This window comes from Roseibium sp. HPY-6, from assembly GCF_040530035.1.
In the GTDB taxonomy this organism is placed as follows: Bacteria; Pseudomonadota; Alphaproteobacteria; order Rhizobiales; family Stappiaceae; genus Roseibium.
The window spans coordinates 2,073,502-2,098,976 of sequence record NZ_JBEWCD010000001.1 but is presented as its reverse complement, the minus strand read 5'-3'; the positions used below and the strand labels follow the sequence as shown (position 1 = coordinate 2,098,976).

25 protein-coding genes are annotated in these 25,475 nt (G+C 57.8%); 11 read left to right on the top strand and 14 right to left on the bottom strand.

The window, feature by feature from the left end; all coding sequences use genetic code 11:
- Positions 1 to 31: 31 nt before the first annotated feature.
- The 3 genes from ABVF61_RS09735 to ABVF61_RS09725 all read right to left on the bottom strand — a co-directional run bounded on the left by ABVF61_RS09735 (position 32) and on the right by ABVF61_RS09725 (position 3,145).
- A complete protein-coding gene (locus ABVF61_RS09735; RefSeq protein WP_353993319.1) occupies positions 32 to 880 on the bottom strand; it encodes a carbohydrate ABC transporter permease in 849 nt (282 codons plus the stop codon).
- Between the two features lies 1 nt (position 881).
- Entirely contained in the window at positions 882 to 1,799 is a 918-nt protein-coding gene (locus tag ABVF61_RS09730; RefSeq protein WP_353993318.1) for a carbohydrate ABC transporter permease, read from the bottom strand.
- A gap of 86 nt (positions 1,800 to 1,885) precedes the next feature.
- The gene (locus ABVF61_RS09725) at positions 1,886 to 3,145 is read right to left on the bottom strand and encodes an ABC transporter substrate-binding protein (protein ID WP_353993317.1); all 1,260 of its coding nucleotides are present in this window, start codon (positions 3,143 to 3,145) and stop codon (positions 1,886 to 1,888) included.
- A 119-nt stretch (positions 3,146 to 3,264) separates the two neighbouring features.
- Here ABVF61_RS09725 and ABVF61_RS09720 point away from each other — a divergent pair, with 119 nt between their 5' ends.
- The 8 genes from ABVF61_RS09720 to ABVF61_RS09685 all read left to right on the top strand — a co-directional run bounded on the left by ABVF61_RS09720 (position 3,265) and on the right by ABVF61_RS09685 (position 11,261).
- A complete protein-coding gene (locus ABVF61_RS09720; RefSeq protein WP_353993316.1) occupies positions 3,265 to 4,044 on the top strand; it encodes an IclR family transcriptional regulator in 780 nt (259 codons plus the stop codon).
- 25 nt (positions 4,045 to 4,069) lie between these two features.
- Complete coding sequence (locus ABVF61_RS09715; RefSeq protein WP_353993315.1) at positions 4,070 to 5,131, top strand: ABC transporter ATP-binding protein; 1,062 nt, start codon at positions 4,070 to 4,072, stop codon at positions 5,129 to 5,131.
- A 413-nt stretch (positions 5,132 to 5,544) separates the two neighbouring features.
- The gene (locus tag ABVF61_RS09710) at positions 5,545 to 6,744 is read left to right on the top strand and encodes a substrate-binding domain-containing protein (RefSeq protein ID WP_353993314.1); all 1,200 of its coding nucleotides are present in this window, start codon (positions 5,545 to 5,547) and stop codon (positions 6,742 to 6,744) included.
- A gap of 131 nt (positions 6,745 to 6,875) precedes the next feature.
- Entirely contained in the window at positions 6,876 to 7,646 is a 771-nt protein-coding gene (locus ABVF61_RS09705) for an ABC transporter ATP-binding protein (RefSeq protein WP_353993313.1), read from the top strand.
- Positions 7,646 to 8,371: an ABC transporter ATP-binding protein gene (locus ABVF61_RS09700; protein ID WP_353993312.1), complete on the top strand. Its 726-nt coding sequence runs from the start codon at positions 7,646 to 7,648 to the stop codon at positions 8,369 to 8,371. The genes ABVF61_RS09705 and ABVF61_RS09700 overlap by 1 nt, the downstream gene beginning before the upstream one ends.
- The gene (locus ABVF61_RS09695; RefSeq protein WP_353993311.1) at positions 8,368 to 9,396 is read left to right on the top strand and encodes a branched-chain amino acid ABC transporter permease; all 1,029 of its coding nucleotides are present in this window, start codon (positions 8,368 to 8,370) and stop codon (positions 9,394 to 9,396) included. The genes ABVF61_RS09700 and ABVF61_RS09695 overlap by 4 nt, the downstream gene beginning before the upstream one ends.
- Positions 9,397 to 9,405: 9 nt before the next feature.
- Positions 9,406 to 10,467: a branched-chain amino acid ABC transporter permease gene (locus ABVF61_RS09690; RefSeq protein WP_353993310.1), complete on the top strand. Its 1,062-nt coding sequence runs from the start codon at positions 9,406 to 9,408 to the stop codon at positions 10,465 to 10,467.
- Positions 10,464 to 11,261 carry an alpha/beta fold hydrolase gene (locus tag ABVF61_RS09685; protein ID WP_353993309.1) on the top strand — a complete coding sequence of 266 codons (798 nt, stop codon included), beginning with the start codon at positions 10,464 to 10,466 and terminating at the stop codon, positions 11,259 to 11,261. Before ABVF61_RS09690 ends, ABVF61_RS09685 begins: the two co-directional genes overlap by 4 nt.
- 6 nt (positions 11,262 to 11,267) lie before the next feature.
- Here the strand turns inward: ABVF61_RS09685 and ABVF61_RS09680 are convergent, their stop codons facing one another.
- The 11 genes from ABVF61_RS09680 to hemA form a co-directional block, all read right to left on the bottom strand.
- Complete coding sequence (locus ABVF61_RS09680; RefSeq protein WP_353993308.1) at positions 11,268 to 11,522, bottom strand: hypothetical protein; 255 nt, start codon at positions 11,520 to 11,522, stop codon at positions 11,268 to 11,270.
- Positions 11,519 to 12,280: a hypothetical protein gene (locus tag ABVF61_RS09675; RefSeq protein ID WP_353993307.1), complete on the bottom strand. Its 762-nt coding sequence runs from the start codon at positions 12,278 to 12,280 to the stop codon at positions 11,519 to 11,521. Before ABVF61_RS09675 ends, ABVF61_RS09680 begins: the two co-directional genes overlap by 4 nt.
- On the bottom strand, positions 12,277 to 13,344 hold the full coding sequence (locus ABVF61_RS09670) for a Rieske 2Fe-2S domain-containing protein (RefSeq protein WP_353993306.1): 1,068 nt from the start codon (positions 13,342 to 13,344) through the stop codon (positions 12,277 to 12,279). The genes ABVF61_RS09675 and ABVF61_RS09670 overlap by 4 nt, the downstream gene beginning before the upstream one ends.
- Positions 13,341 to 13,514, bottom strand: coding sequence for a hypothetical protein (locus tag ABVF61_RS09665; protein WP_353993305.1), 174 nt, complete (start codon positions 13,512 to 13,514; stop codon positions 13,341 to 13,343). Before ABVF61_RS09665 ends, ABVF61_RS09670 begins: the two co-directional genes overlap by 4 nt.
- Positions 13,511 to 13,732, bottom strand: coding sequence for a hypothetical protein (locus ABVF61_RS09660; protein WP_353993304.1), 222 nt, complete (start codon positions 13,730 to 13,732; stop codon positions 13,511 to 13,513). Before ABVF61_RS09660 ends, ABVF61_RS09665 begins: the two co-directional genes overlap by 4 nt.
- A 157-nt stretch (positions 13,733 to 13,889) precedes the next feature.
- Positions 13,890 to 15,866, bottom strand: coding sequence for a thiamine pyrophosphate-dependent enzyme (locus ABVF61_RS09655; RefSeq protein WP_353993303.1), 1,977 nt, complete (start codon positions 15,864 to 15,866; stop codon positions 13,890 to 13,892).
- Between the two features lie 30 nt (positions 15,867 to 15,896).
- Positions 15,897 to 17,507, bottom strand: coding sequence for a glutamate synthase-related protein (locus ABVF61_RS09650; protein ID WP_353993302.1), 1,611 nt, complete (start codon positions 17,505 to 17,507; stop codon positions 15,897 to 15,899).
- Positions 17,508 to 17,583: 76 nt separating this feature from the next.
- Entirely contained in the window at positions 17,584 to 18,831 is a 1,248-nt protein-coding gene (locus ABVF61_RS09645) for a cation:proton antiporter (RefSeq protein WP_353993301.1), read from the bottom strand.
- Between the two features lie 423 nt (positions 18,832 to 19,254).
- Entirely contained in the window at positions 19,255 to 19,992 is a 738-nt protein-coding gene (locus ABVF61_RS09640) for a DUF1194 domain-containing protein (RefSeq protein ID WP_353993300.1), read from the bottom strand.
- Positions 19,993 to 20,168: 176 nt separating this feature from the next.
- Positions 20,169 to 20,375, bottom strand: a complete 207-nt coding sequence (locus ABVF61_RS09635) for a hypothetical protein (protein WP_353993299.1) — start codon at positions 20,373 to 20,375, stop codon at positions 20,169 to 20,171.
- 531 nt (positions 20,376 to 20,906) lie between these two features.
- On the bottom strand, positions 20,907 to 22,124 hold the full coding sequence (gene hemA, locus ABVF61_RS09630) for a 5-aminolevulinate synthase (protein WP_353993298.1): 1,218 nt from the start codon (positions 22,122 to 22,124) through the stop codon (positions 20,907 to 20,909).
- 357 nt (positions 22,125 to 22,481) lie between these two features.
- Here hemA and ABVF61_RS09625 point away from each other — a divergent pair, with 357 nt between their 5' ends.
- Genes ABVF61_RS09625 through ABVF61_RS09615 form a run of 3 tightly spaced genes read left to right on the top strand, consistent with a single transcriptional unit; the run spans position 22,482 to position 25,472 of the window.
- Positions 22,482 to 23,108: a TetR/AcrR family transcriptional regulator gene (locus tag ABVF61_RS09625; protein ID WP_353993297.1), complete on the top strand. Its 627-nt coding sequence runs from the start codon at positions 22,482 to 22,484 to the stop codon at positions 23,106 to 23,108.
- On the top strand, positions 23,105 to 23,890 hold the full coding sequence (locus tag ABVF61_RS09620; RefSeq protein WP_353993296.1) for an enoyl-CoA hydratase/isomerase family protein: 786 nt from the start codon (positions 23,105 to 23,107) through the stop codon (positions 23,888 to 23,890). Before ABVF61_RS09625 ends, ABVF61_RS09620 begins: the two co-directional genes overlap by 4 nt.
- 40 nt (positions 23,891 to 23,930) lie before the next feature.
- Complete coding sequence (locus ABVF61_RS09615) at positions 23,931 to 25,472, top strand: AMP-binding protein (protein WP_353993295.1); 1,542 nt, start codon at positions 23,931 to 23,933, stop codon at positions 25,470 to 25,472.
- Positions 25,473 to 25,475: the final 3 nt, after the last annotated feature.

Genomic DNA, 25,475 nt, shown 5'->3' with positions numbered 1-25,475 from the left:
TGTATTCAGACCGGCCTGCGACACCGGCCGATCATTTAACAGCCCCGAGTGTCAGGCCGGCGATAAAGTGCCGCTGCATCAAGAAGAACATGGCCACCGGCGGAAGCGCTGCAACGATCGAACCGGCACTCATCAGATGATATGCGGCGCGATATTGCGCGTTGAACGAGGTGATCCCTGCCGTGACCGGTTGGCTTTCCACGCCCTGCGTCAGGACAATCGCCCAGAAGTAGTCGTTCCAGATGAAGGTGAACATCAGAACAGACAGCGCGGCAATCGCAGGCTTCATCAGCGGAAGCACCACGAACCAGAAAATCCGCCATTCAGAGATGCCCTCTACGCGCGCCGCCTCGATCAACTCGAACGGGAGGGCGCGGATGAAGTTGCGCATGAAGAGGGTGCAGAACCCGGTCTGGAAGGCAACGTGGAACAGAACCAGACCCGTAATGGTGTTATAGAGACCCAGCTGAAGCGTGAGATCGCGAACGGGGACCATAAGGATCTGGAACGGTACAAAATTACCGGCGACAAACATGAAGAAGATCCAGATGTTTGCCTTGAACTTGTAGATGCCGAGCGCAAATCCGGTCATGCAGGAGAGCGCCACCGCACCGATCACGGTCGGGATCGTGATCTTGAACGAGTTCAGCATATATTGCGGCATGTCGGATGCGGTGAACACCAGCCAGTAGTTGGAAAACCCCTTGAATTCCGACGGCCAGCCCCAGTAGTTCGCGTTGGCGAAGTCGGAGTCGGGCTTGACTGAGAAAATGGCAACAGCGATGAGGGGCAGCAGCCAGAGGATCAGCGCCAGCGGCAGGAATGCCTGATAGGTGACCTGCCAGGAGCGCGGTGTGCGTTCGATCGGTGTCGGAAACATCTCAGCGCGCCTTTTCTTCTTTGTACATCGACCACAGGAAGTAGGCGATGAAGGCCAGCATGATCAGGAACAGGACGACCGCAATCGCAGCGCCGTAGCCCATGCGGAACCCGTATTCGGACAGGGCGACCTCGAACATGTAAAAGCTCAGAACGCGGCTGGCGCCGAAAGGCCCGCCATTGGTCATGACCGAGATAAGGTCGAAAGACCGCAATGCACCGATGATGGTAACAACGAAGGCGATGAAGGTGGCCGGGCGCAACTGGGGAACAATGATGTACCACAGCATTTTCCAGCCCTTTGCGCCATCCAGACGACCGGCTTCGATCTGTTCAGGGTCAACCGCGTTGAGACCTGTCAGATAAAGGATCATGCAGTAGGCGGTCTGTGGCCAAAGGCCAGCCACGATAATCCCGACGGTGACCCAGTTCTCGTCGCCAAGCACATTCATCGGGGGAATGCCGACAGCGCCAAGAAGCACATTGAGGATGCCGAAGGTCGGGTCGTAGAACCATGTGAAGACGAGACCGACGACAACCTGAGAAATCACAAACGGGAAAAAGAACAGGGATTTATAGAGCCGGATACCCGTCACTGTCTGGTTCAGGAAGAGGGCGATGAAAAGCCCGGCAGGAATGGCCAGTAGATAGAGAAGCAGCCAGATGACGTTGTTTTTCAACGACGTATAAAACGCTTCGTCCCAATAGAGTTCTTCGTAGTTGTAAAGTCCGACATACTCAGCCTGGCCGAGACCGTCCCATTCATAAAGAGACAGGTTGAACGACTGGAAGATCGGGAAGATCACATAGAACAGAAAGAATAGAATACCTGGAGCCAGGAACAGCCACGGAGTGATTTGTTGCTGGTTTCGGTGCCACCACGAGCTCTGGTGGTCTTGGGCAACGGACGCCTGGGCCATGTTTGCCTCTCCAGAATTGGCTGCTGGGACCTAGTAATGGGACAGGGTGCGGGAAGCACCCTGTCCTGTTCCGTCATGTGCGGAACTTACTTGTAGATGCGCTCGCGGGCGCGATCCAGGCGGGCCAGGATCTTGTCGAGGTTATCCGGCTTGACCATGAATTCCTGCAGGCCTTCCATGGCAACCTTTGCCATTTCAGCCGGCGCGTCGCGGTCGAAGAACTGGGCAACGCCACCTGGAGAATTGCTCGAGAGCATCTCGAAGCCCTGGACGAGGAACTTGTCGTCATCGACCGAAGAGTTGGCGTTAACTGGCAACTGACCCAGGTTCTTGCCGTTGTTGATCTCTGTCTGAACGTCCGGAGAAACAACAAACCGCAGGAATTCGCGTGCCGCTTCCTTGTTCTGTGCATTGGCAGGAATGTGGAACGTGTCGGTCGGAGCGTCTTCAGCCTTCTCGATGCCAGGCGTGATTTCCACGAACTGGTAGAAGTCGAGCTGATCATCCGTGAGACCGGCGTCACGCAGCGGTGCAACAGCAAAGTTACCCATGAGGTAGGCTGCCGCGTCACCTTGAACCATGAACGGCAGAGCTTCCTGCCAGCTGTAGGTCTGGTGATTGTCGATGAACGCGCCCATGTCGATGAGCTCGCGCCAGTTGGCGAACGTCTTGCGGACTTCGTCGGACTGCCAGGAAGCCTTGCCGGTCAGCAGGTCCATGTGGAAGTCAAAGCCGTTGGTGCGCATGTTCAGGTAGTCGAACCAGCCGCCTGCGGTCCAGAGGAACTTGGTGCCGATCGTGTAGCACTTCTTGCCGGCATCGATGATTTTCTGGCAGTTGGCTTTTTCTTCTTCCCAGGTCGTCGGCTCGCTGAGGCCGAGTTCGTCGAAGATGTCTTTGCGGTAGTAAACGCCCCACTGGTAGTACGTGTAAGGGACGCCCCACTGCTTGCCGTCGATGGTCATCGCGCCTTTTGTCGATGCCAGATTGTCGGCGATTGCAGGCTCTGCCCACAGATCAGAGACGTCCTCGAACAGGCCGGCTTCAACATAGGGACGCATGCGGTTGGCAGCGTACCAGGTCGCGACATCCGGCGCATTCGCGGTCAGGAAGTTGCGGATCTGGGTTTTGTAGGCCTCACGGTCGATCACGGTGGTTTCGATGTTCAGGTCCGGGTTTTTCTCCTGGAACTGCGCAATCATGTTCTCCATCGTGGCCCGGGGTGCCGGGTTCGACGTGTCGAGGAAAATCTTGAGATCGCCTGTCAGGCCGTCAGCAGAAACAGCGCCCATTGTGCCTGCCAGAATGGCAAAAGCAGCAGCGGACGTCTTCAACATGGAACGCATGGTGTCCTCCCTTTTGGTTCCATTATTTGAAACTTAGTTTTGTATATTGATACTTTGAGCTGATCAGGTTAAGTTGTCAACAGGCCCGGCGAAAAAGAAACGGGCCGACGGAGGAAATCATGAACAAGCAGGCCAATGGCGACGGAACTGTCGGCAAGGCGCTCGATGTGCTCGATAAAGTCGCAGCCGTCGGACGTCCGGTCCGCTTTAGTGAATTGCTCTCCGACAGTGTGCACCCCAAGGCAACGCTCTACCGTCTGCTGCAGACCCTGGTGAGCCAGGGCATGCTTGCTTACGACGAAAGCCAGCAAACCTATTCGCTCGGAATTCGGCTTGTCCGGCTTGCCCACGCTGCCTGGCGTCAGAGTTCGATCGCTCCCATCGCCCGGCCGTTCGTACGCAAGCTTTCCGAGGCCGTCGGAGAGACGGTTCACCTGGCCCAACTGGATGGCGGGCAGGTGCTTTATGTCGACAAGCGCAACGCCATCAATCCCATCGACATGTATTCGCAGGCCGGCAAGATCGGACCCGGATATTGTACCGGTGTCGGAAAAGCACTGCTTGCGTTTCTGGAACCGGACGAGCTTGCGGAAGCCATCAAGAAACAGTCTTTCCACGCCTACACACCATCTACATTGAGCAGTGAAGCTGCGCTCAGGGCCGATCTGGAGGACATCAAAACCAAGGGTGTTGCGTTCGACCGGGAGGAGCATGAACCCGGAATCATCTGTATTGCCGCACCTGTCCTGTCCTCGAAAGGGCGTCCGATCGGGGCGCTTTCCGTCACCACATCGACAACACGAAAGGGTCTGGAAGAGCTTTCAGAAGTGCGTCCTGTGCTTTTGAAAACCGCTTCGGAAATTGCTGCAGCCGTTGAAGACTGGCAGTTCCCCGCCTGAAGAACACCTAGGGAGAAGAGATTAAATGTCTGGCGTCACGCTGACCAAAGCAGTCAAAAAATATGCCGACCTGCAAGTCATCCACGGCGTGGATCTTCAGATCGATCATGGCGAATTCTGTGTCTTTGTCGGCCCGTCCGGCTGTGGCAAGTCCACCTTGCTGCGCATGATCGCCGGACTTGAAGAAACGACCACCGGACAGATCCAGATCGGTGGCCGCGACGTGACGAAGCTTGATCCGTCTGAGCGCGGCGTGGCGATGGTGTTCCAGACCTATGCGCTTTATCCGCATATGTCGGTTGAAGAGAATATGGGCTTCGGGCTCAAGATGAATGGCCACCCCAAAGCCGAGATTAACGCGAAGGTTTCCGAAGCGAGCCGTATCCTGAAGCTGGATCCTTACCTCAAGCGTAAGCCGAAAGCACTTTCGGGTGGTCAGCGCCAGCGTGTTGCCATTGGCCGTGCCATCGTGCGCGGACCTGAAGTTTTCCTCTTCGACGAACCGCTGTCCAACCTCGACGCGGAACTGCGTGTCGACATGCGTGTTGAAATCGCGCGGCTGCACAAGGATATCGGCGCAACGATGATCTACGTGACGCATGACCAGGTCGAGGCCATGACGCTTGCAGACAAGATCGTCGTGCTGCGCGCAGGCAAAATCGAACAGGTCGGGTCGCCAATGAAGCTTTACTCCGACCCGGACAACAGGTTTGTTGCAGGATTTATCGGTTCGCCTAGCATGAACTTTGTCGAAGGCGTTGCGGCTGAAGGTGGCGTTACCATTCCTGCATTTGGCGGCATAACTGTCCCAACGACAGTGGCGCTTCCGGGTGCCGGCAAAAAGGTCCTTGTCGGATTGCGACCGCAGCATCTGAAGATTTCCGAGAGCTCCGAGGGTGCGACCGTCGACCTTTGCGAACAGCTCGGCGGTGTTGCCTACTCCTATCTGATCTGTCCGACCGGTGAGCGGATCATCGTGGAGACCAAAGGCGAGGAAGCCCCGGTCACAGAGGGCCATGTCGAAGTGACTTTTGATCCTTCTTCCGCTTTCTTCTTCGACGCAGAGACCGAAGCGCGGTTGCGGTAATCTGCTTGGGTGGTCGCCGTGTTCAGCGGCGATCTCATTTTCTGACCTTGGGCGCTACCTCTTTCTGTTGGAAGCAACAATTTCTACGCCGGATTTGCCGAGCTACGTCAACAGTATCTGATCCCGGGTGCCGAAAATCGTGAGCGGTTTATCTGCGCACTTTCTTCGTAACGCAACCATCGCAAACTCCTCCATTCGAAGATTTGAAATTCCGGCCAGCCTGAAGAGGCTGGGCCGGCCTAACGCGATGTTTCTTGCGATGCCTGTTACATCGAAGGGTCGTCGTCTTGTCTTGACATGAATACTGATTCAGGTTTCATATATGCATGGCGTTGGGCGGAAAGACGGTGTTTTGCGTGATGCGAGAGCAGAAGGCAGCCTGTCTGGTTCCTGCGCCTATCGGGAGGAAAACGATGACCAAACGCCTTCACCGCTGGGCAAGTCCGATTGTGGCCGGCCTGAGCCTTCTCGCTGCGAGCGTACCCGCCGCCCAGGCGGAAGATATCAAGATCGCTCACGTCTACGGTAAAACCGGACCGTTCGAAGCCTATGCAAAGCAGTCCCATACAGGTCTGATGATGGGGCTTGAATACGCCACCGACGGCTCGATGGAGATCGACGGCCGCAAGATCGTGGTGATCGAAAAGGATACGCAACTCAAGCCGGATATCGGCAAGGGGGCGCTTGCCGAAGCTTATGGCGATGATGAAGTCGATATAGCAGTCGGGCCGGTTTCTTCCGGTGTTGCGCTCGCCATGCTGCCGGTCGCCGAAGAATATGAAAAGCTGCTGATCGTGGAACCGGCCGTTGCCGATTCCATCACAGGCAACAATTGGAACCGCTACGTCTTCCGGACATCGCGCAACTCGTCGCAGGACGCGATTGCCAACGCTGTCGCTCTCGGTCAGGAAGGCGTCTCCATCGCGACGCTCGCGCAGGACTATGCGTTCGGACGCGACGGAGTTGCCGCCTTCAAGGAAGCGCTGGCGGGTACGGGTGCCAACCTTGTTTTCGAGGAATACGCCCCCACCGACACCAAGGACTTTACCGCGAACGCGCAGCGTATTTTCGATGCCTTGAAGGATGAGCCGGGCCGCAAATTCCTGTTCGTGATCTGGGCCGGCGGCGGCAATCCGATCAGCAAGATCCAGGCAATGGAGCCGGAACGGTTCGGCGTTGAGATCGCAACGGGCGGCAATATCCTGGCGGCCATGAAGGCCTACAAGGAGCTGCCTGGAATGGAAGGCGCGACCTACTACTATTATGAGATCCCGAAAAATCCGGTGAACGACTGGCTGGTCTCCGAGCACCAGAAACGGTTCGATGCACCGCCCGACTTCTTCACCGCGGGTGGCATGTCCGCCGGGATTGCAATCGTTGAGGCCATCCGCAAGGCGGGTTCAACGGAAACGGAAGAGCTGATCAGTGCGATGGAAGGCATGGAATTCGAAACGCCGAAAGGCAAGATGGTTTTCCGTGCCGAAGATCATCAGGCGCTGCAGCCCATGTATCACTTCAAGATCCGTGTCGATCCCGATGTCGAGTGGGGTATTCCGGAACTGGTGCGTGAGTTGAAGATCGAGGATATGGATATTCCGATCCGCAATCAGTAAGGAGACTGGCGCGTAACACCCCATCGACCACGCGCCGGTTCCCGAAAATTCTGTAAAGTTGCCCGGCCGGAGAAGTTCGACTGGCCGGGCCCTTGCCGGCAGACGTCTTCGAAATCACAGGACGCATTCCCGTGGCGACAGAAAAACCCATTCTCGAAACTCGTGACCTGACAATCCGCTTCGGTGGTCATGTTGCGATTGACCGCGTCTCATGCGGGTTCGACAGGGGAACGCTTACCGCTATTGTCGGACCGAACGGTGCAGGAAAGACGACCTATTTCAATCTCATTTCAGGGCAATTGAAGGCGACGGGAGGTACCGTGACGCTGAACGGTGAAGACATCACACGACACTCCGTTCCCGACCGGACAGATCGCGGCATCGGACGTGCCTTCCAGCTGACGAACCTGTTTCCCACCTTAACCGTGCGCGAAAACGTGCGCCTTGTCGTACAGTCCAGGGCGCGTAAAGGGTTCGATCTGTTCTCGATCGCGGAAAGCCATATCGAGCTTCTGGAACGCGCCGATCACGTTCTGGCAGAAGTCCGGCTGATCGATCAGGCCGACCAGATCGTTTCGGCGCTTCCCCATGGCGACCAGCGCAAGCTTGAAGTCGCGTTGCTGATCGCACTGGGTCCTCAGGTTTTGATGTTCGACGAACCGACAGCGGGCATGAGCGTCGACGAGGTCCCGGTCATTCTGGAGCTGATCCGGAAACTGAAAGCGGACATGGACCGGACCATCCTGCTGGTGGAACACAAGATGGACGTGATCCGATCCCTGGCCGACCGGATTGTCGTCCTGCACAACGGCGAACTGGTCGCAGATGGCGACCCCGCCGAAGTGATCGCGCTGCCGGTCGTGCAGGAGGCCTATCTCGGCAAGGCTCCGGAGGCGGCCTGATGTCCGACACCCTGCTTTCTCTTGCCGGCGTGCACACGCTTATCGGTCCCTACCACATTCTTCAGGGCGTGGATCTCGTCGTGCCGGAAGGCGGTGTGACCGTTCTTCTGGGACGCAATGGCGCGGGCAAGACCACAACGCTCAGAACCATCATGGGCCTTTGGACTGCCAGCCAGGGTGAGATCCGTTTTGGTGATCACCTCATCACGAAGCTGGAAACGCCCGACATTTCCCGGCGCGGCGTTGCCTATGTGCCGGAAGACATGGGCATCTTCACGGATCTGACGGTTGCCGAGAACATGGTGCTTGCCGCATCAAACGGACCTGTCGATCAGAAACGTCTTGGCTGGATCAAGGAGCTGTTTCCACCGATCGGCACCTTCTGGGAGGCCTCCGCCGGAACCCTCTCGGGTGGTCAGAAACAGATGCTGTCCGTTGCCCGTGCCATCATCGAACCTCGGCGGCTGATCCTGATTGACGAGCCGACCAAAGGACTCGCACCGGCCATCATCAATGCGATGACCGAAGCCATGCGCGAACTGAAACAGACGGACACGACGATCCTGCTCGTTGAACAGAATTTCGCGATGGCGTCCGCCATTGGCGACACTGTCGCCGTCATGGATGACGGCCGCATCATTCACGCCGGGCAGATGAGCGAACTGATTGAAGACGATGGCTTGCAGGAGAGATTGATGGGGTTGAGCCTGGAGGCGCATCAATGAGCGAAACAGCAATCAAGCCGCGCATCGAAAAGATACCCTTGCGGGAACAGGTCTTGCAGAAACTGCCGGTCTTGCTCGTGCCTGTGCTTGCGCTTCTGGGGCTTGTTGCCATCGGCAACCCGGCGAGCTGGCTGACCCTCACGGTGGCCGGCCTTGCCATGGGCATGATGATTTTCATCATGGCGTCCGGGCTGACGGTGGTCTTTGGGCTGATGGACGTGATCAATTTCGGGCACGGGGCGTTTGTCGCGGTCGGTGCCTTTGTCGGGTTCACGGTGCTGGCGTGGCTCGCGGGCTGGACGGCGTCGCCGAGTGTCATGCTCAACCTTGCCGCGGTTCTGGTTGCCATCCTTGCGGCAATGGTCGTGACCGGCTTGCTCGGCTATGCCTTCGAGCGCGTCATCGTCATGCCGGTTTATGGCGAGCATCTGAAGCAGATCCTTGTCACGATGGGCGGCCTGATCGTTGCGCAGCAGATGATCTACGTGGTTTGGGGACCGGACGAATTACACATCTCACGTCCCGAGGCGTTTCAGGGATCGGTGGTGTTCGGGGAAGCGGCCATTGAAAAATACAGGCTCGTTGCGGTCGCCATCGGGCTCGCACTCTTTCTCGCAATGCGTCACGTCCTGAAAAACACAAAGGTCGGACTGCTTGTCAGGGCCGGGGTTGAGAACGGTGAGATGGTCGAAGCGCTCGGTTACAGGATCCGCAGGCTGTTCCTGATCGTCTTCATGACGGGGTCGGCGCTTGCCGGGCTTGGAGGCGTGATGTGGGGGCTCTACCAGGAGACGATCACCGCGCATATGGGATCGGAGATCATGGTGTTGGTCTTCATCGTGGTGATTATCGGTGGGCTCGGGTCCGTCGAAGGATGCTTCATCGGAGCCCTTCTGGTTGGTCTGCTCGCCAACTACACGGCCTTTCTCGCGCCGAAGGTGGCGCTGATCTCCACCATTGCGCTCATGGTCGTGATCCTGATGTGGCGGCCCCAGGGTCTTTATCCCGTCGTCAAGGCGAAGTGAGGGACCGGCATGCTTACGAGACTTCTTTCCGGCGACACCCCGCGCAGCGGCCTTCTGACCTTGCTGCTTGTTGCGGTCCTGATTTCACTCGCCTTTGCCCCGTTCCTGTTCCCGGGGACAAAGTCGCTCGAGACGGCAGCGCGGATCTGCATTTTCATCGTCCTGGTAGCGAGCTACGATCTCCTGCTTGGCTACTCTGGGATCGTCTCTTTCGCGCACACCATGTTCTTCGGCATCGGTGCTTACGGGACGGCTCTCGCGCTCAGCACCTCCGGTCCGAGTTACTGGTCGCTCGCTTGGGGCACGCTCGCCGGGATGCTTGTTGCGGCCGCTTTCGCTTTGGCAATCGGTTTGTTTTCGTTGCGCGTCAAGGCGATCTTCTTCGCCATGGTGACGCTGGCCGTTGCAAGCGCGTTCGCGGTTTTCGTTTCGCAGATGTCCTGGCTGACTGGCGGTGAGGACGGGCTCAACTACAAGATCCCGCGCGAGCTGACACCGGCCTTCAAGCTGGTTCAGGAAAAGGTTTTCGGCGTCCGGATCAACGGCAAGCTGCTGGCCTACTATCTTGTTTTCTTTGCATCTCTGGCGCTGTTCCTGGTCATGCTTCGGATTGTCAACTCGCCGTTCGGGCGGACACTCAAGGCCGTTCGGGATAACGCGTTCAGGGCAGAAGCAATCGGATACAAGGTGGTCTGGTACCGCACGACTGCAACGGTTCTTTCCGCCGTCATGGCAGCACTTGCAGGGTCATTGCTGGCGATCTGGCTGCGCTACACCGGGCCTGCCACGACGCTGTCAATGGAGATCATGATCGACATCCTGTTGATGGTGGTGATCGGAGGAATGGGCACGCTTTACGGAGCGGTGCTTGGTGCCACACTGTTTATCCTTGCGCAGACCTATCTGCAGAACTTGATGGGCGTTGCCGTGGAGGCAACAAGCGCCGTACCGCTGGTTTCAACACTCGTTGCGCCGGAACGCTGGCTGCTTTGGCTCGGCGTGCTATTTATCCTTTCGGTTTATTTCTTTCCGAGCGGGATCGTCGGAAGACTGCGGGCGGGGCGTGCTTGAGCAACAAGGGACTTTTTTTGCGCGACGTGGGGGCCGGACGCCCCCTGGTGCTCATTCACGGCTGGTCGTGTCCGGGCCAGTTCTTTCACAGCCAGATTGACAGCCTGAAGGCGCATGCCCGATGTCTTGTGCCGGATCTGCCGGGTCACGGGCAAACAGCCAACAACTTGCCATTGACGATCGAAGCGGCTGCCGATGCAGTCCATGCCGAACTTGTGGAGCGGGATGTCTCAGACGCGATCCTTTGCGGCTGGTCCATGGGCGCACTGGTGGCCTATTCGATGATCGAGCGTTTCGGTTCGGGCCGGTTTTCTTCCTTCGTTGCCGTCGACATGACACCGAAGGTGCTGAACACGTCCACCTGGCAGAACGGGACGCTGAACGGGCTTAATTCAGAGCTCAACCAGGTGTTTCTCAATGCCATCGTTCCGGACTGGCCGAAGCTGCCGGGACGGATCGCGAGCCGGCTCTTCGCAGACGGATTACCTGTCGGGCAGGAGCAGAAGGAAAAGGTCGCTCATGAGATCGCCAAGGCCGATCCGGCACTTCTGAAACAGATGTGGGCCTCGCTGACAGCTCAGGATTTTAGGCCGTTGCTGGAGAACTTCCCCGTGCCGTTTCATCTGGTCGCGGGGCGCAAGAGCCAGCTGTACGGACAAGGCGTCCATCGCTGGCATGAAGAGAATGTGCCGGACTTTCAGCTGCACCTCTTCGACCGCTCCGGCCACGCACCGCACATGGAAGAGACCGCCCGTTTCAACGACCTGCTGATGGAACTGATTCACCAGCGTTGATGCGCCTCAGTGCCCGCCACCGATCTTCGTTTTCACGAACTCGATGATCTTGTCGAGGAACGTCAGGACAAGGAAGACCGCCAGCAGCCCGACAAAGAACCGAAGGTCTGTTGTCAGGCTGTTCTTGGTCACGTCCCACTGACGCGCGCCGATATTGGCGTAGATCCAGGCGTAGTAGGCAATCGCTGTGAGCGCGGCCGTCAGGATCAGCGAGATCAGGATGGTCTGCCAGGCCGGTCTCGGGGATTGGTCTTCGCTCATTTCAGGATCCTCGCTTTTGCAAGGTCCACCTTAAAGACCATCAGATCATCGAGGCGTTCGACGTCGCCCTCCAGTTCAACGTAAAGCGCCAGCAACGGTTTGATTTCGTCACCAATCAGGTTTCCGTCCTGATCGGCCATCAGGAAGAAGTTGCGGTTCTCTACCGGGCCTGAGGAGACGAAGACCGGCGGTATGCCTCCGGTCAGGCAGAGGTCTGCACAGGCCTTGTGGGCAAGGCCGCGACCTGGCCGCATGGCCCCGGCATAGCATTTGCCGTCGCAGATCTCTCCGGTTAGTTTCCAGCGGCCCAACGGCTCAGGACCCGCGGGCGTAAAGTCGGGAGCGCCTCCTTCCACGGCTTCGACCCGCCCGACCTGGATCATGGTGAGGTCGCCGCGATTGACCGGGACTCCCCGCAGGGTCACAGGCCCGTCCTGGTTCTTTTCCGCCTGACTGAATGCTCCACGTTTTCCCTGGCCAGCAAGCATATAGGTCCGTGCAGGGGTCTCGCCGTCTGCAGGCACGCGAAGAACGGGGTAGGGACGCAGTTCGAGGATGCCGACATTTTCAAACCGGTTGCCCCATTGGAACCCGCCGTTGCCCGGATCATTCTGCGTCGAGGAGAGCGCAAGTGCGGCGATGCCCAAACCGCCCGCAAAGCAGACAGCGAAGACAACGAGGAACATGACCAGTTGCTTCGGCACCGCATTCAGGTAGCCGACATAGAAGGGGGCGTCTTTCGTCTGTCTCCAGCTCATGCCGCTTCTCCGATTTCGACAGGGTCCACATGGGTGCCGGGTGGCAGGGCGTTCGGATCGAGGAGAATTGTTGATCCAATCAGTTTCAGCCTGTAGGTCGAGATCTTTTCAGTGAACGGTGCCGGTGCGCGGCCGTCGCTGAGATTGTACTGATAGCCGTGCCAGGGGCAGGTGATACAGCCCCAAAGCACCTTGCCTTCTCCGAGCGGACCGTTCTGGTGAGCACAGGCATTGGTGATCGCCGACAGCTTGCCGTCATACTTGAAAATGGCAACCCGCTCGTCGTCTGACAGGGTCACCACCTTGGCGCAGTCATCGTCGATTTCATCCAGTTCGCCTGCCACCAGCCAGCCCTTCTCCTGAAGCGATGCCTTGGCCGTCTCTTCGCCCCGGTCCCGTCTGGCTTCCATGCGACCTGTGGCAAAGTGAAGTCCCGATACCAGAACAACACTCGCCGCGACGACGCTTGTGAAGATCGGATCTCCCGCGCCCTGAAGCGCGCCGAGCGCGACATGCAGGACAACGCACGCGTAGGCCGCATAGATGAACATATGCAGCGCCTTCCAGATCGGCGCACCCAGGAAGCTCAGCCAGAAGTCGTGGCTGGTCGCTGCCAGGACAAACAGGATCAACAGAGCCACAATCCCCAGCGTTTCAAAGGGAAAGCCAAGGATCTGTCCATAGTTGGTGTTTGACGACAGAAGAGCGACATATTTGTCCGTCGGTGAGAAATTGTAATACCACGTCAGGACATAGTTGGCGTGTACGGCTGCAATCCCCGCCGTCATCACGCCGAAATGCCGGCGATTGTAGAGGAGCGGCAGGAACCGGCGATCGAGGCGGGCGAGTGGCCCGATGCACAAGATCACGGTCAGCATCAGGAAGGCGCAACTGCCGAAGGCTCTCATGCGCAGGATCGCACCGTCGATTGGCTTGGTGACATCCTCGAAACCGGGTGCGACACGGATATAGATGTAAAGGTAGAGCACGACCGCAATCAGCAGCACGGCATCGTAGAAGATCTTGTTCCGGTTCCAGATCACCGGTGTGTATTGCACACTCATTGAGAGGCCTCCGCACCGCTTGGCTCGCCTGCAGGGGCTTCAACAAGAATGGCCGGCCGGTCCGCTGGTGGCGTCTGGCGCAGGGTCAGGACTGCGAAGAATGCCAGAGGCAGCAAGATACCGAGAACCGTCCAGATCCGGGCGTGAGCTGTTCGATGAGCGCGTTTCACCGGGCGTCTTCTCCATGTTTTTCAAGGGTGAACCAGCGATACAGCACCAGTGGCCAGATCAGGCAGATGCCCGGTATCAGGAGCGGTCGGAACGCATAGGACCCGCGTGCGGACGGTTCCACCCGATCGATGCCGAAGACAAGAAATGCGGCCGCCACGACCCCGCCCGCCATCAGGTACCAACGGCCAAGCTCAAGAAGTAGTTCTGCAGTCTGCAACAGGTGTCCTCCGAAGTTCTTCCATTTGTCATCCCGGCTGGAGCAAAGCGCAAGGCCGGGATCCAGTATTCCTCAACATAGGGTTTTCGCAACTCTTCACTTTCGGTGTCTACTGGGTCCCTGTCTTCGCAGGGATGACAAGGTCTGAGGCTCTTCCTCACACCAGATCCGCGTCGGTTATGATTTCCACAAGCGAGGGACCGTCATGGGCGATCGCCTTGGCGATGGCATCGCCGAGTTCGGATGCCTCCGTGACACGGTGCCCGTGGCCGCCGCATAGACGGGCGAAGGCGGCGAAGGAGGGATTGGTGAGATTGGTCTCCCAGACAGGCCATTCTCCGGACCGCTGTTCCTTGGAGATCTTTCCAAGCTCTGAGTTGTTGAGAAGAATATGTGTGATGTTCATGCCGTATTTGACGGCTGTGGTGAACTCCATCGCGTATTGGCCAAAGCCGCCATCGCCTGAGATCGAGATCACCTTGCGGCCCCTGTATTCCTCGAAATCCTGTGTCGCGCACCAGGCTCCGAGCGCGGCGGGGAGGCTGAAGCCGATCGAACCGAGATAACCGGACATCAGGATGCGCTGGCCGCGTGGTTCGAAATAGCGGCCAAAGGAGTAAGTGTTGTTGCCGACATCGACGGGGATGATGGCATCATCCGGGCAGAGTTCCGTCAGTGCCTTGAAGACCGCTGCGGAGTGAATTCCGCCGCCGTGATCTTCCGACAGACGCGTTTCCTTTTCCTCGCGCCAGATCTCCCACCGTTCGACAAGCTCGGACCTTTGGTCGGCGGCATCGGCGGCTTGAGAGACGGAGCCTGAAACAGCATCGCAGAAGGTGCCGATTTCACCCCAAACCGGAAGCGTCACGGGATGGAACTTGCCGAGTTGCATGCGCTCGAAGTCCACCTGGATGATCGGCTTGTAGGGTGCGATCCCGGTGTGATTGGCAAAGGAGGAACCAAGCGAAATGATCAGATCCGCCTCGTTCATGAACCAGCTGGCGATCGGCGTGCCGGACCGACCGAGCACGCCTGCTGCCAGCGGGTGGTTGTCCGGGATCAGTCCCTTGCCCTTGAAGGTGGTCATCACCGGCGCGCCGATCTTCTCGGCCAGCGCGATGACCTTCTCGCGGACCTCTTTCGCGCCGTAGCCGAGCACGATGGTGGGCCGCTTCGCGCCATTGATCATCTCGGCCGCCTTGGCGAGATCGTCCGGCGAGGGCGAGATCTCTGTTCCGCCGAGGCGCCCATCAGGATAACCCGCAGGCTTTTCGCTCGGGATCGTCTGGACATCGTCCGGGAAAATCAGGTTGGCGACATCCCGTTCGACAATAGCGGTCTTGAGGGCCAGCGACATGAGTTCGGCGTGATTGGAGGTGCTTAGCACAGGCTGAGAGAACCTGGACACCGCATCAAAGGCCGATTTCAGATCAATGTCCTGAAAGGCACCCGGGCCGAACACCTGGGTCTGAACCTGTCCGGTGAGGGCCAAGACGGGCGCGCGATCGACCTTGGCGTCCCAAAGACCGGTCAGAAGATTGGTTGCGCCAGGTCCGGCAATGGTCAGACAACCGGCGGGCTTGCCTGTCAGTTTGCCATAGGCGGACGCCGCAAACGCTGCGGCGCCTTCATGGCGAATGCCAACGTAGCCGAGTTTACCTTTGTTGACCTGCAGCCGGATCGCATCGGCAAGACCAAGATTGGAATGACCCACCATGCCGAAGACGCGCTTGACGCCCCAATTGACCATGGTTTCGGCCATGACGTCGGTGGCGGTGCGCTCGTGCTCCGGTTCGGCTTCGAGCCCGACAAAGATCTCATCATTTTCGATTTTGAGCGGGTAGATCTGCTGGCCGCTGTCCTCATGTCCACCGGGGGGCTTTCCGGTGAGCGGATCGAAATCCCAGCCGTGCCAAGGGCAGCGGATCCAGCATTTTCCATCGGTGCCCTTTTCGATGGAACCCTCGCCAAGCGGGCCCCGCTGGTGCGGACAGTGGTTTTCCATGGCGGCCCATTGCCCATCGAAGTGCGACAAGCAGATGGATGTCGTGCGCGCGGTTACCGTCTTGACGCGGCCTTCCGGCAAATCGTTGACATGGCCGACCTTGATCCAGTCTAGCGGTTCAGCGTTCATGGTATTCTCCCTCAAGACGAGACTACAGGGTCAGGCGACACCGCCATAGGCGACGCCGGACAGGTCGGACATTTCCCGCTTCCAGGTTGTCAGATCGTCCGGGTTGAATTCGTTCAGGTGCGCGTATCCGCAGGCCCGCGCCATCACCTGCATCAGCTCGACGGAGGCCTCGAAGAAATTGGTCAATTGCCGCGCGGACTTTTCGATCTGAAGGCGGCTGACGAGATGCGGTTTCTGCGTGGCAATGCCAACGGGACAGTTGTTGGTGTGACAGGCGCGCATGGCGATGCAGCCGATGGCCTGCATGGCCGCATTGGAAACGGCGATCGCATCTGCGCCGAGCGCCATCGCCTTGACGAAGTCGGCGGGTTTGCGCAGGCCGCCTGTGATCACCAGGCTGACGTCGGGCCTGCCGGATTTGTCCAGATGACGCCGCGCGCGGGCGAGGGCCGGGATCGTCGGGACGGAGATGTTGTCTCGGAAAATGATTGGGGCGGCGCCAGTGCCGCCACCGCGCCCGTCGAGGATGATGTAGTCGACGCCGACCTCAAGCGCCGCGTCGATATCTTTCTCGATATGCTGCGCCGACAACTTGTAGCCGATTGGAATGCCGCCGGTCCGCGTACGCACTTCGTCAGCAAATTCCTTGACCTGCACGCAGTCGGTCCAGTCGGGAAAGCGCGGCGGCGAAATGGCGTCGGTGCCTTCCTGAAGGCCCCTCACTTCAGCGATCTTGCCTTTCACCTTGGCGCCCGGCAGGTGCCCTCCGGTGCCCGTTTTGGCACCCTGACCACCCTTGAAATGGAATGCCTGAACCCGGTCGAGCTTTGCCCAGTCGAAGCCGAAGCGGGCCGAAGCGAGCTCATAGAAATAGCGGGAGTTCGCTTCCTGCTCTTCCGGGAGCATACCGCCTTCCCCGGAACAGATGCCGGTACCGGCAAGTTCCGCACCACGGGCAAGGGACACTTTTGCGGGTTCGGACAAGGCACCGAAACTCATGTCGGAGACAAAGAGCGGGATCTTGAGGCGGAGTGGCTTTTGCGCGTTGGGTCCAATGACGACGTCTGTACCGACGGGATCATCATCGAGAAGCGGAAAGCGCTGCAACTGTGCGGTCAGGATCTGGATGTCGTCCCAGTCGGGCAGCTGCGTGCGCGGCACGCCCATCGCGTCGACCCGGCCGTGGTGACCCGTCTTGGTCAGGCCATCGCGCGCATATTGCTGGATCAGCCCGTTATAGGGTTCTTCCTCGGTGCCGTGGCTCGTGTCTGCATAAAGACCCAGATACTGGTCGCGCTGAAACGGCTGCGGATTCTCCTGCCCCCAGGCGGCAATCTCGTCCTCGTCGACGCACACCTCGTCTCCTTCGACCCAGCTTGTAAACTTGGGGAGAGCCTCGGAATTATTGTATTCCGAAACGCCGCTGTCGACGCGATAGTCCCAATAATGAACGCCGCAAATCAGATTGTCGCCGTCTACGTAGCCGTCAGACATCAAAGCGCCGCGGTGCAGGCATCTGCCGTAAAAGACCGAGATGTCGTCATCGAACCGGACGACCACCAAGTCGACATCGGCGACAAGCGCATATTGCGGATCGCGGTCCGGCAGGGCGCTCAAGGTGGCTACAACGTGTTTTTTCATTTCTTCCCCCGGCTAGTGATTTCGCATGTCTTCGCAAAATCTTGGCTGAATTCCTGATGGCGTGAAAAGCTGATTGTCATTCGACCGGGCTGCCCGGCCGCATCGGCGGGATGGCGGCCATTTCGGCAGCTCCTTCATTGTCGGACATGCGGGCACCATACCACTTTGCAAATGGTACAGCGGTAATTCCGTGCAGCACCGCACTGATCCAGACGGCATTGACGGCAAGGTTCAACAGATATTCGCCGATTTCATGATCGATTTCATCTACGACCAGAAGTGCAAACAACGCGGTCGCGAGCCCGCGCGGTCCGAACCAGCCGAAAAAGAGCTTCGTGAGCGGAGCCGCGTCTGTTCCGGTAAGCGACAGCCACACGGCAAGGGGCCTCACGATGAACAGGCTGACGAGGATAATCGTCAGCATGCCGGCGTCGAGATGCGCAATTGCTTCAGGCAGAAGCGCCAGTCCGATGAGAAAGAAAGCGCCCCAGGCGAGCATCTGTCCTTCGCTTTCGGTGAACTCGTAGATGAAAGCGCATTGGCCCTTGATGACATTGCCGAAACACAACCCCGCGACAAAGGCAGAAATAAATCCGTTGCCGTCGACCATGCCGGCCGCGAGATAGGCAGCTCCCGCCATCGCAATAGCGCCGATGCCCTCAATGGTTACCGATGTCATCTTGCGGCGCTTGGCAGCAAGGAAAAGGTAACCGCCGACAAATCCCATGATGCCGCCAACCAGCGGTCCGAAGATCAGCTGTTTGGCGCCGAACAGGAGCCAATTGGTGGTGTCCTGGTGCATCATTTCAGCAGTTAAACTTGCAAAGAGCAGGATGACCGGCAGCGCAAGGCCATCGTTCAGGCCGCTCTCCAGCGTGAGCGCGCGCCGGACACGTTTAGGGACGGCTTCATTGGTCACGACGGCCTGGCCGAGTGCGGCATCGGTCGGTGCAAGCAGCGCAGCGACCAGCGCTGCGACGATGAGTGGATACGTTGTCAGGAAGGGGGCTGCGGCAGCCGTCCCGATCAGCAGGGCAAGCGGCAGACCGATGAGCAGCATTCTGAGCGGCCACTGATGCCGTTCGCGCAGCGCTTTCAGGTTGATCTGTGCCGCATCCAGGAACAAGAGGATGATCAGAGCGAGTTCGGCAACGATGTGCAGAAGGTGTTCAGCCTCTGCAAAGGGCATCAGGCCCGTCTGCGACATCAGGTAGCCGAAGCCGATGAACAGGATCGGAGCGGTCAGAATGCCATTTGACAGCGTCTTCGCCAGCAACGTGTAGCAGACCGTAAACATCGCCAGCATCAAAAGACCGGTGGCCATTACGTTCACTCCCGAAGCCCACGGCGATCTATACCAACCGTAGCAAGTAGAGATCAATCTGATGCCGTTTCCAGGTTTTGCGGCGAGGCGCTTTCCATAGTACGGCCTGGTTGGCCGTTCAAGGAATGCAACGATGTCCGCAGAGCCTGGAAACGGCACCAACGGCTGTGCTTGGATCCAGTTCTGCCACGTTGTCTGCTTTGTCCGATGTCCCACATCGGACTGCAACACACTCCTTGCAGAACAGAATCCAAACACAGTCAGATAGGTCTCTGCTTGCTACGGTTGGTATACGTGCAGGCGGCAACTCCCTGATTCAAATCATAAACAGATGACAGTCCTGTGTGGCAATCGTGAAGTGACCCGAGGTTAAAATTGTGATCGGTGCCGGTTCTATCGTTGGATAAACCTTGTCGGATTCCGTTACTCAGCCCGCGCGAGCCGTGTCAGAATCTTTTCCGCATCTTCGGGTTTTGTGGCGATTTCGAGAATCAGCTTTTTGCGTACGGCATCTGCGAAGGTTTCGGCGCTGTCCGCAGTGACGACAAAAGCCGCCGGGCCACCGATGATCTCGTCGTGAAATCTTTGTTCCAGATCATAGGAAACCGGACGGCCGGAGCAGTGTCTGCACAAGACTGCAAGTCCGTTGATGACAATACCTGCGGAAACCACGGTGTCCCGCGCCTCGCGGATCGGCGGGCCGTTCCAGTTGTTGGCGCTGTCCGCGGACAGGTCAATCACGCGGCGCAGGCCGGTGTAGGCATTCTCATCAATAAGTTCCTTGCCTTTCAAGAGCGCTGCGCCGATCGCATTCCGTCCATAGGCCTGGCGCGGCTTTTCCATGAGCTTGCCGGCGAACTCCTCGGCAGAGGCCTTACCGTCGATCACCGTCCAGTCGACCACCACGTCCTGGGAGAACATGTCCGCCCACTCGACATAGGTCACAACGATCTTGCCATAAGCATTGCTTGCAATCGCGCTCAGAACTGACGGATCCGTGATCGCTTCCGCATATCCGGCCCGCTGAAACCGGATTTCAGCATCGTCGATCGATCCTGTGGCGTCGGCAAGGAGCACAAGCTCAAGGTCGAGTTCTTCGGCGAGAGCAGGGGATGCCAGCAACAGGAACCAGGTGAATACAGCTACAAAGGCAATTCTCATCAATTTTGCTCCGCTCGACCGACACTTCTTTGAAAGTTAGGGCAGTCGCCGGAAAAGGCAGTGTCGCGTGACAAAACATGTAAGAGCGACGAGGGCTCTCCATCACGAATTGTTTGAATTTTCAATCAAGGAATTTGCGCAATGAAGATGCAGATCAAGTCTAGATCGACGCAACGCTAATCATTTTCCGCAGCTTCAATCGCTGCGACGATTGTATGTGCCTTCTCGTTGACGCTGTAAGCCACGCCGCTGCCTTCGTGCTCTGGTGCGGCCATCCTTATCGTGGCGTATTTCTCATAATCCTCAATAGATGCAATGAAAGCCGGGTTGACCCAAACCTGGCCACCGGCAATCGATTCAAGCTTAATAAGATTAGTGCGCATATTAGAGACCTATTAAATAATACGGAGCCTCTTGACCCGGTTTTCGTGTTTGCTGGTGAGACGCGCTCTGCGCGGTGGTTCGGGTGACCACAAACAGAGGGCAACGCAGTCCAGCGGACCCGAAAATCGAGCCTTCGGTCGGCCAATTCAACCCATCTCCTTCGTTGCGGAACTCGCACGATAACCCATATTGCGCTGTGCTCAGCGCCTTGGATACGAGCTGAATTGGTTCCATGAAGCGGCTGCGTATCATCTAATAGAGCTCTGGGTTTCCAAGGCTGTTGTGTTAACAACGCTGCGGTCTATTGGATGTGGTGATCCGAATTCTTGTGACAAGCGCGGCTAGCCAGCTTATCGCCTTTGCATGCTGCAAACAGGAATTAAGCCCTTGCAAAAATGCAGGGACGGGTGGTGTCGCCTGTTTCCATAAGATTGAAATGGCGGACGTGATGCGAGCAGAAAACAGGCGCAAAAAAACCCGCCCTTGAAGGGCGGGTGCAGGGTCTACCTTCCGGGAGGAGAAGGAACGGATCAGGCCACGGCGCGGGCAAGCGCGCATTGCGACCAGAGATCGTTGATTGAATCAGCAAGATGCTCGATGTCGGCTGCCGTGTGCAGTGGTGTAGGCGTAAAACGCAGGCGCTCCGTGCCGACCGGCACCGTCGGGTAATTGATCGGCTGAACGTAGATGCCATAGGTCTCCAGCAGGATGTCGGAGATCCACTTGCACTTCTTCGCATCGCCGACCATGACCGGCACGATGTGGCTCGGATTTTCCATATGCGGAATGCCGCGTTTGTCCAGCGCCGCACGAACTTGTGCGACCCGGTCCTTGTGTGCCTTGCGCTCGAACGGGCTTTCCTTCAGGTGCTTGATGGAAGCCGTTGCGCCTGCAGCAAGCGCCGGGGGCAGTGCTGTGGTGAAGATAAAGCCGGACGCAAAGGACCGGATGAAATCCACGACCGTCTTGCTGCCGGTGATGTAACCGCCCATGACACCGAACGCCTTGCCAAGCGTGCCTTCGATGATTGTCAGACGATCCATCAGGCCTTCGCGTTCGGCAACGCCGCCGCCGCGTGCGCCATACATGCCGACGGCGTGTACCTCATCGAGATAGGTGAGGGCGCCGAACTTGTCGGCGACGTCGCAAATTTCCTTGATCGGCGCGATGTCTCCGTCCATGGAATAAACGCTCTCGAACGCGACCATTTTCGGCGCGTCCGGATCGTCCGCGGCCATCAGGCGCTCAAGATCTTCATAATCATTGTGCTTGAAGATCCGCTTCTCGCAGCGTGCGTGACGAATCCCCTCGATCATGGACGCATGATTAAGGCTGTCGGAGTATACGATCATGCCCGGCACCTGGGACGCCAGCGTGCCCAATGCGGCCCAGTTGGAGACATATCCGGATGTGAAGATCAGGGCCGCTTCCTTGGCGTGAAGATCGGCCAATTCGCGTTCCAGAAGGACGTGATAGTGATTTGTGCCCGAGATATTGCGTGTTCCACCAGCGCCAGCGCCGCATTTGGCGATGACATCCTGCATCGCGCCAACAACCTTATCATGCTGGCCCATTCCAAGATAATCGTTGGAGCACCATACAGTGACGTCCTGCTGCGAGCCGTCTTCGCGATAGCGCGTTGCCCGGGGGAAATTTCCTGATTGACGCTCAAGATCTGCGAAGACCCGGTAATTACCATTGTCATGAAGTTTGCCCAAGCGCTCTTCGAGATACGCATTCACGTCCATGATACCGGTCCTCTTTATCGCTGGTTTCTTCCGACCAGCGCCTCTCGTCCTGTTCCCGCCGATTTATCGCGTCTCGGCAGTGTGCTTCAGGCCCCAACCATCTGAAGTCAATTATCGGGCACCTTTAAGTTATTCAAAACTGCATAAATAGACAATTCGCCTTGATCAAGGTCAAACGCACGTGATGCGGCCAAACGTCATAGAGCTGTCGCAACCGGAAAAAACAACGCTGCGCTCCCGTATTACCAGCAATTTGAACCACGATCGCTTTTGTTTTCAACCGCTTATATAAGACTATTGCTTTCAAGAGGCAAACATGAATACTGATTCATGTTTCATAGTTTTTGGAGTATCGACGTGAACAGATCGGCCAGCACCTTGGATGTGCCGCTCAAGGCGCCTTTCAATCAGCCGAAAACCGCCAGGGGCGAGGCGACGAGAAAGGCGATTCTTTCAGCCGCCGAACGTGTCATCGGCGCACGAGGTTACAATGATGCCTCCATCGGTCACATAACCAGCGAAGCCGGGGTGGCCCAGGGCACGTTTTACATCTATTTCAAGACCAAGGAAGAGGTATTTTCCGAACTTGTCCTGGAAATGGGGCGCCTTGTTCGCCACACGATTTCCGAGGCGACACAGGACATAGAGGACAGGCTTTCAGCCGAAAAGGAAGGACTGCGCGCGTTTCTGGAATTCGTTGAAGCGCATCCTGACCTTTACCGGATTGTTCAGGAGGCCCTCTTTGTCGATCCGCAGGCCTATCGTGAATACTATGAGGCGTTCGCCGACGGCTACCGCCCGGGTCTCGTCGATGCGGCCGCCTCGGGACAAATCTCTGCAGGGGATCCCGACACGCGCGCCTGGGCCCTGATGGGAATAGCGCGCGCGCTCGGCGAACAGCTTGTCGTCTTCAAGACCAAAACGCCGATAGCAGAGCTTGTCGAGAGCGCCTACGACCTGATCGCCAATGGTATCAAACCGTGAAATCGGCGCCTGGACTTGTCGAGACGGAAGAGCGGGACGGTGCGCTCTGGGTCCGGTTGAACCGTCCTCATCGCCACAACGCGCTGGTTCCTGATCTGCTTCTTGATCTGAGAGCGGCAATCCAGGCGGCAGCTAGAAACAAGCCTGCAGCGCTTGTTATCTGCGCCAAAGGTGGCAGCTTTTCGACGGGTGGAGACTTGCTGGGATTTCTGGATCACGGTGCTTGCAAAAAAGACCTTCAGACCTATTCGGAGTGTCTCGTTGGTCTCCTCCACGACGCGATCCTTGATCTTCTGACGTTTCCAGCGCCGGTTCTGACGGCCGTCAACGGGCCCGTGACAGGAGGGTCTGCGGGTCTGGTCTTCGCTGCCGACATGGTCGCGATGTCCGAGGACGCCTTCATTCAACCCTACTATTCGGAAGTCGGCTTCGGTCCGGATGGGGGCTGGACCGCGCTCTTGAGCGATCGCATCGGACCGGCCAGATCGCTTCAGATCCAGTATCTGAACGAAAGGATCTTTGCAGACGATGCCTTGGCGCTCGGTCTGGTGTCACGGATCTCAAAACCGTCCCGTCTTGAGGCAGATGTCGCGGACTGGGTCGCGGCTCTTGGTGCGCGGCACCAGCAGAGCCATGTGGCCACCCGGCAAAATGTCTGGGATGCACAGCGCCTTGAAGCCGTGCGCAAACGTCTTGAAAACGAAAAAGAACACTTTCTCGAACTCGTTGCCCGGCCTGAGACCATTGCCGGACTGAAGACTTTTACCAGCAAGAGCGCCTGAAACCGGAGCCCTATTTGAACACCAGGTGTTGGGAGGACACATGGAGTTTTTGACCGACATGGCGGCAAAGCGGGCGGAACTAACGCCCGATAGGCTGGCCTTCACCGACCACGAAAGCGGATTGGCCTATACGTTTTGTGAAGTGAACAGCCGGGCAAGCCGCCTTGGAAACCTGCTTCTTGGCCACGGGCTCAAAAGGGGCGACCGCATTGCGGTTCTTTGCCACAACCACCCGGACTTCTTCGTTTTGTTGTTTGCTGCGCAAAAGACGGGGATCCTGCTCATTCCGCTCAACTGGCGTCAGCCGGTTGCCGAACTGAAACCCATCCTTGAAGAGTCCGCCGCTCGGCTGCTTTTTGCCGACAAAGAAAATGCTGCAATTGCAACGGAGTTGGTCCGGGAAAGCGGGGTGGACGTTCTGCCGATCTGCGCTGCAGCGAACGCGCAGAGCGCGCTTGATCCACTACTGGTGCAATCTAGCTCCGCGGCCATCGGCTGCGGTCGCATCAAGACAAATGCGCCGTGGTATCTTTTGTATACGTCCGGGACGACCGGCCTGCCGAAAGCCGTTATCCAGACCGCCGGCATGGCCTACGCCAACATGACAAACTATTGCCAGGCGACCGGGCTGAGTGTTGGCGAAAAGGGCGTCAATTTCCTGCCCCTCTTTCACACGGCCGGGATTAATCTCCCGACACTTCCAATCTTCCTCAACGGAGGATCGTCGGTCGTCTTGCGCAAGTTCGAGCCCGATCTTGTGCTTGACCTGATAAATGCAGGCAAGGTTACCACTTTTTTCGGCGTGCCGGCGATTTATCAGGCACTGGCGCTTTCGGCAAAAATCCGCAAGACGGATTTCTCAAGTGTTCGTTCGCTGGGATGCGGCGGCGCTCCTGTTCCGAAGCATCTTCTCATTGATTTCCGCAAACGCGGCGTGACCATCTGCAACGGCATGGGCATGACTGAGACGGGACCGACGGTTTTTCTCATGGATGGGGACAATGCGGACAGAAAAATAGGTTCTGTCGGCAAAGCACAAATGCTGACCGATGTCAGGCTCGTCGATGCGGACGGCGAGGTTGTCGAAGGCCCCGGCGAAGGCGAGGTTCAGTTCCGGGGACCGAACATTACACCCGGGTACATGGACAACCCCGAGGCAACACAAAGAGCTTTCACCGAAGACGGATGGCTGAAGTCAGGCGATGTTGCCCGGCGGGACGAGGACGGCTACTACTTCATCGTTGACCGGATAAAGGACATGTACATTTCCGGCGGCGAGAACGTCTATCCCGCCGAGGTCGAAAAGGTTCTGGTCAGCCATCCCGCCATTCTGGAAGCCGTCGTCATCGGCGTGCCCGACGAAAAATGGGGCGAGGTTGGTGCAGGTTACCTGATCCTGCGGCCAGGTGCGAAGCTTGACACGGCAGACCTGCCCGCCTGGTGCAGGCGGCATCTGGCACCTTACAAGATCCCCAAAAGCTTCGAAGTGGTTGAGGATCTGCCCCGGACTGCTGCAGGCAAGGTGCGCAAGAACGTCCTCAAAGACAGTTTTTCTTCGCAACCGGTTGCGGAGGATGCGTAAGCC